The sequence below is a fragment of the Pseudomonas avellanae BPIC 631 genome, assembly GCF_000444135.1.
GTDB lineage: Bacteria > Pseudomonadota > Gammaproteobacteria > Pseudomonadales > Pseudomonadaceae > Aquipseudomonas > Aquipseudomonas avellanae.
Map to the genome: position 1 here is coordinate 17364 of NZ_ATDK01000566.1, position 10661 is coordinate 28024.

The window sequence follows — 10661 nt, forward strand, 5'->3', positions numbered from 1 at the left end:
CGGCGTTTTTGTGTGAGTGTGTTGCGGCTCAGTTCTGGGCCGGCTCAACCCGTAACTTGCCCTCATCGAAGATGTTCAGCTTCTGCCGGATCTCGTGTGGCTGGGCGTAGGCCTGTGGGTCTGGCGCAGTGCCCGTGGCAGCACCGGGCGCTGCCGGAGTCGCAGGCGCGGATGGTGCTGACGGTGCAGCACCCGAGTTCTGGTCGCCTTCTATACGTTGCTGAGCCTTTTTGGTCAGAACAACGATGTCGATACGGCGGTTGATCGGGCCAGTAGGATTATCCCGGTCGTACAGCACCGAAGAGGCGTGGCCCACTACCCTGGCGACCTGCTCCTCGGGATAAGTGCCGGCCACCAGCGCACGGCGAGCCGCGTTGGCACGGTTGGCCGAAAGCTCCCAGTTGCCAAACCCGTTATTGCCAACGAATGGCGTCGCGTCGGTATGACCACTGATGCTGATCTTGTTCGGCACACTTTTGATCGTGTCAGCCAACGCCAGCAGAATATCTTCGAAATACGGCTTCAAACGCGCACTGCCCGAGTCGAACATCGGCCGGTTGTCGGCATCCATGATCTGGATACGCAAACCGTCCTGGGTAATCTCGAACAGAATCTGGTCCTTGAATTTCTGCAGTTGCGGGTTTTCCTCGACCTTGTTCTGCAGTTCCTGCAGCAGCATCTCCAGACGCTCCTGCTCGACCGCTTCGGCCTTGGTCTCCGAGGTTTCGGCCTCGATAGGCACCGTGTCTGGAGAAGGCGTGGTCTTGACCTCAGGATTGAGCGTCTGGTTCGGCGACATCTCTGGCGAGCCACCCAGGTCGATCACATAGGGCGAGCCGCTGTCCGAAAAACCGACCGGGTCCTTGAAGTAACCGGCCACCGCGAGCAACTGTTCCGGCGTTGCGGAGGACATCAGCCACAGCACCAGAAAGAACGCCATCATCGCCGTCGCGAAGTCGGCAAACGCGATTTTCCAGGCACCGCCGTGATGTCCGCCACCAAAGCGCTTTACGCGTTTGATGATAATCGGCTGATTATTTTCCATGACTTAGCGACCGCGAACCGCTTGTTCCAGCTCGCTGAAGCTGGGGCGATGCAGCGGATAGAGAACCTTGCGGCCAAACTCGACGGCCAGCGAAGGCGGCATGCCAGAGGCTGAAGCCACCAGCGACGCCTTGATGCTCTCATAGACGTTCATTTCTTCCTTGGCATCATGCGCAAGGCTGGTGGCCAGAGGCCCGAAGAAGCCGTAAGCCGCAAGAATACCGAAGAATGTACCTACCAGCGCCGCACCTACGTGCATACCGATAGCAGCCTTGTCGCCCGACCCCAGCGACGCCATGGTCACCACGATACCGAGTACCGCCGCAACGATACCGAAACCGGGCATTCCGTCGGCGATACCGGTAATGGCATGGGACGGATGTTCGAGCTCTTCTTTCATGCTCAGCAGCTCCATGTCGAACAGGCCTTCCAGCTCATGGGGAGCCATGTTGCCGGACGACATGATGCGCAGGTAGTCGCAGATGTACGCAGTCATACGTTCATCTTTAAGCACGCCAGGGTATTTGGCGAAGATCGGGCTGGAGGCAGCGTCTTCGATATCCCCTTCAATCGCCATCATGCCTTCACGACGACTTTTGTTGAGGATTTCGTACACCAGCCCCAGCACTTCAAGGTAATAGGCGTGCGTGAAGCGCGAACCGAACATCTTCAGCGACTTCTTGAACACGTGCATGGTCATGTAGCCAGGGTTGGCCTGGAGGAACGCGCCCAGTGCAGCACCGCCGATGATCAAGACCTCGTAGGGCTGGAACAGCGCCATGATCTTGCCATGGGACAGTACGTATCCGCCGAGGACACTCGCGATAACGACAATGATGCCGATAATTTTAGCCATAGGAAAAAATACTTTACTGAGTCGGGTTCAGGGACAGTCCGGAAGTTCTTGAATCTCTTCTTCTCCTTATCGGCCTAACTGGGCCAGACTATAGCCGGTTCTTGTGAAAAACCATTTTCCCGGTCCGATAAAAAGATGAAACTGGCTGTCCAACCCCGCACACTGGCAGTCTTCCAGCCCGGATAATCAGCCGCACAGGCCATAGAATGTCGACAGCACATGTAGCACATCATCTGGCTCCCAAGACGCTTGATGCCTGGGTCAAACAGCTTGACGGCATCGCACTGCCGGTGCCGGCCGTCAATCATGCTCACGTTCGTTCAGCGTTGAACGACAGCCGCCGCTCGCTGCGTGAAATCGCCGAAATGATGCAGGAAAGCCCTGCGCTGGTGCTCAGCGTGATGCGCGAGGCCAATCATCACACCCATGGTTTGACCGAACAGGCCGAGAGCCTCGAAATCGCGATAAACCGTCTGGGTCTGGCGCGTACCGAAATACTTCTGGGGCGCCTGCCGGCCAAACCGCCTGAGGAAATCCCGGCCGCCTACCGGCAGTTGATTCTGGTCAGCCAGCACGCCACGCAACAGGCCAACGGGCTGTTTGCCAGCCGCCTTGCGCGGCTCTGGCAGGACATCCACATGGGCAGCCTGCTGTTTCTTTCGCCGCTGTGGCCAATGGCGCTGGCTTACCCGAAACTGCTGGAAGAGCTGGAATTGCGGGTCATCCATAAGGGCCAGTCCAGCCTTGCGGTGGAAAAAGAGCTGTTTGGCGTCAACCTGCTGGAACTGTGCCTGGCCCTCGCCGAGTTCTGGCGCCTGCCAATATGGGTCACGCGCGGCTACAAACTGCTGATCAATGAACGGCGCGACCTGGCCAAGGTGTTGCGTATTTCTCGCGAAAAAAACAGCCCGCTGCAACAGCAACAGCTTATGGACGCCGACCCGAATCTGCGCCGCTGGCTGAATCAGCCGGCCAATACCGTGTTGCTGGGCAACGGCCTGGCACTGGCGGCGCAAAATGCCTGGAACAGCCCGCATTGTCTGCGCTGGGAGCGGCTGACCAGCCTGTACCTGCAACAACCGCTCAGCGATGTGCAGCAGCAGGCGCACCAGAACGCCGCCAGCAGCGCACGTATTCATTCGGAAAAAGACCTCTGGCACCCGGCCGAATCGCTGATATGGCCTTGGGATGCACGGCGCGTCAGGCGCGACAACGAACCGGCACCGCCGCCCTCGGCCGACGCCCTGCAACTGTGGCGCAAACATTGCGCCGAATTGCTGCAAGAGCCCAGCCCGTTCATCAACGCCATGCACCTGACCACCACCGCTCGCGACGCGTTCATGTCGTGCGGCATGGAGCGGGTCATGCTGCTGATGCTGGACAAGACCTCGACCGTGCTGCGCGTCAATCAGACGACCGGCCTGCCAGCGGAAGCGGCAGCCATGCAGCTGTTCACCAAGGAAAGCACCGTACTGCAACGCCTGCTGACCCAACCGACGCAGTTGCGCATGACGCCCGCCAACATTGCGCAGTTTTCTGCGCTGTTGCCTGCGCCGCTAAAAACGCTGTTCAGTGGCCAGCACTGGCTGATTCGTTCGCTGAGCAACAACGGCAAGGTCATGTTGTTGGTGGTCGCCGATCAGGGTGGAGGGGCCTTGTCGGAAATTTCCGTTCAGGCCTTCGGAAAAACCGCGCAATGCATTGAGCGGGCACTTGGCATCTTTAGTCATCGCAAAGCGTGAGGCCTGGCGTACAATTCGCGTCTTTCTTTTCATCGGAGGCTGCAAATGTCCGCATTCACTGGCTTGTCGCTGGTCATCGAACCCAACGATCTGCTTGAGCGTCTCGACGCCCCTGAACTGATTCTCGTGGATCTGACCAGCAGCGCTCGCTACGAAGCCGGGCATATTCGCGGCGCTCGCTTCGTCGACCCGAAACGTACGCAACTAGGCAAGCCACCGGCGCCCGGCCTGCTACCGGACACCGCCGACCTGGAGCAGTTGTTCGGCGAGCTGGGCCACAACCCCGATGCGGTCTACGTTGTCTACGATGACGAAGGCGGCGGCTGGGCCGGGCGTTTCATCTGGCTGCTGGACGTCATCGGTCATAGCGGTTACCACTATCTCGACGGCGGCGTGCTGGCCTGGGAAGCGCAAGCACTGCCATTGAGCACCGAGGTGCCGCTGGTTGCTGGCGGCCCGGTTGCGCTGACACTGCACGACGAACCCACCGCCACCCGTGAATACCTGCAGAGCCGCCTGGGCGCAGTTGATCTGGCAATCTGGGACGCGCGCGCACCTACCGAATATTCGGGCGAAAAAGTGGTCGCGGCCAAAGGTGGACACATTCCCGGCGCAGTCAACATCGAGTGGACGGCGGGCATGGACAAAGCGCGCAACCTGCGCATTCGTCAGGACATGCCGCAGATTCTGCAAGACCTGGGCATCACGCCGGACAAGGAAGTGATCACCCATTGTCAGACTCACCACCGCTCGGGCTTCACCTATCTGGTGGCCAAAGCGCTGGGCTACCCAAGGGTCAAGGCTTACGCCGGCTCGTGGGGAGAATGGGGCAATCATCCCGATACGCCGGTTGAAGTACCCACCGCGGCCGTTGCACCCATTGAAACGGCTGAGGTCATTGAACCAGCAGCGCCTGTCCAGCCAGCCGGAACCATTGAACCTGTTCGCGCCACTGAATCGGGCAAAGGTTCTCGAAAATCTTCTGGACACTCATCTTCAGAGCATTCCTTTTCAGGACACTCATCTTCAGGACCCTCAATGAAAGACCGCTTGTTTATTCTCAGTCAGTACCTGTTGCCGCACCACTTGCTGTCCCGCCTGGCTGGCTGCGTTGCCGAATGCCGCGTGCGCTGGTTCAAGAACGCGTTTACTGCGTGGTTCGCCCGCCGCTATCAAGTGGACATGTCTCTGGCACTGGTCGAAGACCTCACCTCGTACGAACACTTCAACGCGTTCTTCACCCGCGCGCTGAAAGCCGATGCCCGCCCGCTGGACACCACGCCTGGCGCAATTCTTTCGCCAGCCGACGGCGCCATCAGTCAGTTGGGCCCTATCGATCACGGCCGCATTTTCCAGGCCAAGGGCCACAGCTTCAGCGTGCTTGAGCTGCTGGGCGGTGATCCAAAGCTCTCCGCGCCGTTCATGGGCGGCGAGTTCGCGACCGTCTACCTGTCGCCGAAGGACTACCACCGCGTACACATGCCTTTGGCCGGTACGCTGCGCGAAATGGTCTATGTGCCAGGCCGTATCTTCTCGGTCAACCAGACCACCGCTGAAAACGTGCCGGAGCTGTTCGCCCGTAACGAGCGCGTGGTTTGCCTGTTCGACACCGAGCGCGGGCCGATGGCCGTGGTGCTGGTGGGTGCGATGATCGTAGCGTCGGTCGAGACGGTCTGGGCCGGGCTGGTCACGCCACCCAAGCGCGAATTGAAGACCTTCAGCTACGACGAAGCCGCGCGTGCGCCGATCCATCTGGAAAAAGGCGCCGAAATGGGCCGCTTCAAACTGGGTTCTACCGCCATTGTGCTGTTCGGACCAAACCAGGTGAAATGGGCTGAACAGCTGACAGCAGGCTCCAAGGTTCAGATGGGCCAGGCGCTGGCAGCTCCAGCCCAGGCCTGATCGCGGCGACACTGACAGGGCATGAGCGCTGCATGGACAGCAACGCTCATGAAACTTGAAGCCATACATACCGGCCCAATGCCACAGTTACTGCAGGGTGATGCCGATACTGGTAAAGTCGCCCAACCGGTGTTGTAGGATACTTCGCACTTTCATGGGCGTATGCTCGACAGATCGCTGATCCGCGATGAAGTCAGCCCCCCATTTAAAGCCACCGTCCGGGCCAGTGAGTCGTTGGAGTCAGCCTGTCACATGAGTAAATTTAGCCTTCCTCTGCTGTTGCGTGCCCCCACGCCGACGCAGTCGAGCCTGACATTCTGTGAAGCCAACCCCCGCGACATCAAGCGCTGGATCTCCAGGCTGCCCAAGGCAAACCTCGGGGAAATGGCCCGTCAGCTCTATCAGGGCCTGACCGAACTTAACCAGTTGATCACCCCCAGCGACAATCGCCTGCAACTGCTGGAACTGTTGCGGCCGGAAGTCTATTTCGTCTGCAAGCACCTTGAGCGCCACTTTCTCAATCAGGCCATCGTGCTCGACGAGCGCCCGCGCAAGGTTGCCAATCTTTGCCAGGCCCTGCAAAACCATCTGGCAACCGGTTACAAGCAGATCATCCAGCAAGTAGCGTCGCGCTACACCCGAGATCAGGCTGGGCTGTTCAGCATGGCATTGCAGCGCGCATTGCACGGGCTGACCGGGCCGCTGATTCGCGCCAATCAGCTGTACTGCCCGGTTCAAGAGGGCCTCTGGCTGGAACTGCATCAGATTTACCAGATTGCCCGCCAGTACCAGTTGCACCACGCGCTGGCCGATGAACCGCTGGCGCACCACACCAAAGCATTGAGCATCGAACAGACGTATGTGATCGCGTTGTTGATGGGCTGCTCGCGCTGCAATCAGATGCGTCAGTTGAACATCGGCAAGCTGGCCGATGCCCTGGAAGCGTGGAGCCCGCTGGTCAAACTGCAATGGCCCGCCGAGCAAAGCGGCCTGTTCGCTCTGGAGCCGACGGTCGACAAACCGCCGCTGTACCGCGCGTTATTCACCGATGAGCAATCGTCCAGGCTGCTGGGCATCAATACCTTCGCGCTGGCAGAGGCGATCAACCAGTATCTGGCGCTGCCGGACGATCAACGCTCCCCTTCAACACTGTTGATTCCGACCGGCATCAACACTGACCTGCTGCAACATCTGGCGGTCGCCTGGGGCGATGTGGCTGAACGTACCTTTCATCGCACGCCAGGCCAGGGCACGCTGAAACTGTGTATCGGCATGAGTGCGCTGCATTTCTACGTGTCGGGCCAGCGGTCGTTCAGCGATTTGCTGCAATTGAACAGCGCGAGCGGTGCTGCGAATTTCTCGCTCAAGATCGCCAATGCTGACGAAGAGGATGACCCTTGGTCCTCCGCCTTCGACACGCATCGCGGCAAGACTTCATCCGTGCTGCTGCCGTACGAAGAGATCGAATACCCTAAGATCGAGGGCGACAACGACTCGCTTTCCAACGGCCAGCATGCGTTTCCCACCTTCAACCTGAATATCGTCAACCACAGCCCGGGCGGCTACTGTCTGGCGTGGCAGAAGGAAGTGCCGCAGCAATTGCAGGCCGGCGAGCTGGTAGGCATTCAGGACGACTCAGGCCAGGGCTGGAGCGTTGCCATCGTGCGCTGGGTCCGGCAAGTACGCAGCGGCGGCACGCAAATGGGCATCGAGCTGATCGCCCCCTTCGCCCAGCCATGCGGCATGCAACTGATACGCGAACAGCAGAACAGCCAATACCTGCGCACGTTGATGCTGCCGGAAGTACGCGCGATGGAAAAACCGCCGACCGTGCTCGCACCACGTCTGCCGTTTCAGGAAGGCAGCAAGGTGATGATCAACGTCGATGGTGAAGAGCGCCGCGCCTCACTGAGCAACCGGCGCATCAGCAGCGCCAGTTACAACCAGTTTGAGTATCAGATCTACGACGCGCCGAAAGCCGCCGAGGTCGAAAAGGCGAAGCCAGGGCAGGAGTTCGATTCCCTGTGGGGCACGCTGTAGTCGTTGCAATACCTCGGATATCGCAACGACTGCGACTCAGCGTTTTCCTTCGCGGTCGCGAAAGCCCAGCAGGTACAGAACCCCATCCAGCCCCAGGGTGGAAATCGCCTGTTTGGCGGACTGCTTGACCAGCGGCTTGGCACGGAACGCAACACCCAGCCCGGCAATAGCCAGCATCGGCAGGTCATTGGCACCGTCGCCGACCGCGATGGTCTGCTCCAGACTCAACCCTTCCTTGTGCGCCAGTTCGCGCAGCAGGTCAGCCTTGCGCTGAGCATTGACGATAGGCTCGACGGCGACGCCGGTGACTTTGCCATCGACCACTTCCAGTTCGTTGGCGTACACATAATCGATGCCCAGTTTCGCTTGCAGCTGTTTGGCGAAATAAGTGAAGCCACCGGACAAGATCGCGGTCTTGTAACCCAGCCGTTTGAGCTCGGAGAACAGCGTTTCAGCGCCTTCGGTCAGCCGAAGTGAAGCGCCGATTTCATCCAGCACGCCGACGTCCAGCCCCTTGAGCAGCGCCAGACGCTCCTTGAAGCTCTCGCTGAAATCCAGTTCGCCGCGCATTGCCCGCTCGGTAATCTCGGCAACCTGCTCGCCGACGCCTGCAGCCTTGGCCAGTTCGTCGATCACTTCGGCCTCGATCAGCGTCGAGTCCATGTCGAACACCGCCAGACGCCGGTTGCGGCGAAACAGCGAATCCTGCTGGAAGGCGATATCGACATTCAACTCCTGCGCCACGGCGAGGAACTCGGCCTGCATGGCTTTCGGGTCGGCAGGCTCGCCGCGCACGGTGAACTCGATGCAGCCCTTGCCCTTGTCAGCCGGGGTATCGAGCGGCATGCGCCCGGACAGGCGATCGATCTGGTCGATATTCAGCCCGTATTTGGCAGTGATGGCGCTGACGCACTGCAATTGCTCGGCGGTGACCTTGCGGGTCAGCAGCGTCACGATGTGCCGTGCCTTGCCCTGGCCCTCGACCCAGTGCTGATAGCCTTCTTCGGACACGGCCGTGAAACGCACTTGCTGGTCCAGCTTGTAGGCGGTAAACAGGATGTCCTTGAGCACGGACGAACCCTGCACGGTATCCGGAATTTCGACCAGAATGCCAAACGACAGCGTGTCGTGGATCACCGCCTGACCGATGTCGAGAATGTTCACGCCACCCTGAGCCAGGACGCCGGTGATAGCCGCAGTGAGACCTGGACGGTCGACACCGGTGATGTTAATCAGGACAATTTCGCGCAAGGCGCACCCCCGCAGTGGAAAAAAACCGCATTCTAACCACATTCAGTGACCACCGGGCACAGGCAGCGCTTTGCCGCTACTGGGTCGCTCGTTATACTGCGCGACAACTTCACCGAAAGAGCCGTGCTCTGTGAACCGGCCCACGCCTGTTAAAACCGATAATTTCTTCCTGCTCATCTTTCGTGCCCTGCGTCATCGCCGCGTACCGATCGCTTTGCGCATTGCCAGCCATAACGTGATCCTGGTCGCTTTGGCGCTGGTGATCTACGCCGGTGTCATGGGCCTGCAGTTCAAGCAGGCCATGCATGAACAGGCGGATGCGCTGGGGCAGGCCCTGACGACCCAGACCGCCACCTCGGCTACCGAGCTGTTGGTGTCCAACGACATCCTCAGTCTCAACGTGCTGCTGGGCAATCTGGTCAAAAACCCGCTGGTAGCGCACGCCGCTATCTACAGTGTGGATAACCGCATTCTGGCGGAAGCCGGCCAGCGCCCGAAAAACGGGCTTCTGGGCGAGGCGCAGGGCCTGTATGAAATCAAGATCACGTTTCAGGACGTGATGGCGGGTCATCTGCGCATCAGCCTCGACATGTCGCAGTTCCAGCAGCCGATGACCATCAGCCTGCAGAGCATGGGCATTCTGGCGGGCATCCTGCTGGCGCTGGCACTGGCCTTGAGTCTGCGCCTCGGTCGCCATATCTCCACGCCGCTGATGCAGATGCGCATCTGGCTGCGCGACATCGACCCGTATACGCCAGCCACTGACCGTCAGGATGAAATCGGCGATCTGGCCCGGCAACTGCGCACCTCGTTCGCGCCACCAGTGCCGGAGCCGGAACCGCTGCCCGAGCCTGAATATGAAGGCGAAGACGACGAAGCTGAGGACCCCTACCTGGAGCCGGAAGAAAAGCCTGCCCCACCAATCTCTGCACGCGCCAGCGAAGCAAAACCTCGCCTGCCGGCGCCGCCCGTCCAACGCCGCATCGTCGCAGAAGAAGATGAGGACGATGACGAAGATCCGTTCGCGGACCTGCGTGACACCTCAGGCAGTGCACCCGTTGCGCGCCCCGCTGCATCACCTGTCGCTCAACACGAGCCGCACAACAGTGCCGTGCTGGCTGTTCAGTTGGGCGCACAGGATCAGTTACGCCGTCTGCCGCGCGCACGCTTGACCGAACTGCTGCAGCGCTATCGCGATTGCGTCGATCAGGCTGCCTCGGTGTACGAAGGCGAGCTGCACACGCTGAACGACGGCAGCACGCTGATGCTGTTCCACAGCCACGAAAGCGGTGACGACTACCTGACCAACGCCATTTGCTGCGGCGAGTTATTGCGCGCGCTGAGCCACGCCTTGCAGATCGAAGTGGCAGACAGCGGCATTACCTTGCAGCTGCAACTGGGCCTGACCCTGGGTGAAAACCTCAGTGGCCTGAGCCAGATTGATCTGTTGCTGACTGAAACCGCGCAGGACGCCTTGGCGCTGTCTCAGCACAGCCGCAACCTGCTGCTGGTCGAGCGGCGAATCAACGATGACCCGCTGATCCGCCAACGCGCCCGCATCCGCCCCATCGCAAGCCCCGAAGGTGCCTGCTGTGTGGAGCGTCTGATGGAGCCCTACCCGTCCATGCTCGAACGCCAACTGTCGCGCATGCACGAATCCAACAAAGCCTGACAGTCACCTCTGACGCCCATCACTGTAACTATCATGCCGACGCTCGCGTCGGCATGCCGTTTTGAACACTGAGCGTCAGGAACGACAATCTCAACTATCGTGCCATTGATTACCTATCGTGCGACGCTTTGCGTCGCATGCCGTTCTGGACGCT

At 59.9% G+C, this 10661-nt stretch carries 7 protein-coding genes and 1 pseudogene; 5 read left to right on the forward strand and 3 right to left on the reverse strand.

Annotation, left to right across the window (positions count from 1 at the left end):
- Positions 1-28: 28 nt before the first annotated feature.
- The gene (gene motB / locus DW49_RS0125880) at positions 29-1045 is read right to left on the reverse strand and encodes a flagellar motor protein MotB (protein WP_005620890.1); all 1017 of its coding nucleotides are present in this window, start codon (positions 1043-1045) and stop codon (positions 29-31) included.
- Between the two features lie 3 nt (positions 1046-1048).
- Positions 1049-1900, reverse strand: a complete 852-nt coding sequence (gene motA, locus DW49_RS0125885) for a flagellar motor stator protein MotA (RefSeq protein WP_005620892.1) — start codon at positions 1898-1900, stop codon at positions 1049-1051.
- A gap of 206 nt (positions 1901-2106) precedes the next feature.
- Between motA and DW49_RS0125890 the strand changes: the two genes are divergently transcribed.
- From DW49_RS0125890 to DW49_RS0125900, 4 genes and pseudogenes are all read left to right on the forward strand, one after another.
- On the forward strand, positions 2107-3642 hold the full coding sequence (locus DW49_RS0125890; RefSeq protein WP_005620893.1) for an HDOD domain-containing protein: 1536 nt from the start codon (positions 2107-2109) through the stop codon (positions 3640-3642).
- Positions 3643-3687: 45 nt separating this feature from the next.
- Positions 3688-4500, forward strand: a pseudogene (locus DW49_RS1000000133855) (rhodanese-like domain-containing protein); the annotation flags it as partial.
- Between the two features lie 180 nt (positions 4501-4680).
- Positions 4681-5544, forward strand: a complete 864-nt coding sequence (asd, locus tag DW49_RS1000000133860; RefSeq protein WP_005736867.1) for an archaetidylserine decarboxylase — start codon at positions 4681-4683, stop codon at positions 5542-5544.
- A 252-nt stretch (positions 5545-5796) separates the two neighbouring features.
- Positions 5797-7584, forward strand: a complete 1788-nt coding sequence (locus DW49_RS0125900; RefSeq protein ID WP_005620895.1) for a hypothetical protein — start codon at positions 5797-5799, stop codon at positions 7582-7584.
- A gap of 36 nt (positions 7585-7620) precedes the next feature.
- Here DW49_RS0125900 and serB read toward each other — a convergent pair whose 3' ends face one another.
- Positions 7621-8835, reverse strand: coding sequence for a phosphoserine phosphatase SerB (serB, locus tag DW49_RS0125905; RefSeq protein WP_003380690.1), 1215 nt, complete (start codon positions 8833-8835; stop codon positions 7621-7623).
- Between the two features lie 130 nt (positions 8836-8965).
- Between serB and DW49_RS0125910 the strand changes: the two genes are divergently transcribed.
- Entirely contained in the window at positions 8966-10507 is a 1542-nt protein-coding gene (locus tag DW49_RS0125910; RefSeq protein WP_005620896.1) for a HAMP domain-containing protein, read from the forward strand.
- The last annotated feature ends 154 nt before the right edge of the window (positions 10508-10661 follow it).

Coding starts and splice junctions, on each gene's coding strand:
- motA (WP_005620892.1), bottom strand. CDS start 1,900: ATGGCTAAAATTATCGGCATCATTGTCGTTATCGCGAGTGTCCTCGGC.
- DW49_RS0125900 (WP_005620895.1), top strand. CDS start 5,797: ATGAGTAAATTTAGCCTTCCTCTGCTGTTGCGTGCCCCCACGCCGACG.
- DW49_RS0125890 (WP_005620893.1), top strand. CDS start 2,107: ATGTCGACAGCACATGTAGCACATCATCTGGCTCCCAAGACGCTTGAT.
- asd (WP_005736867.1), top strand. CDS start 4,681: ATGAAAGACCGCTTGTTTATTCTCAGTCAGTACCTGTTGCCGCACCAC.
- motB (WP_005620890.1), bottom strand. CDS start 1,045: ATGGAAAATAATCAGCCGATTATCATCAAACGCGTAAAGCGCTTTGGT.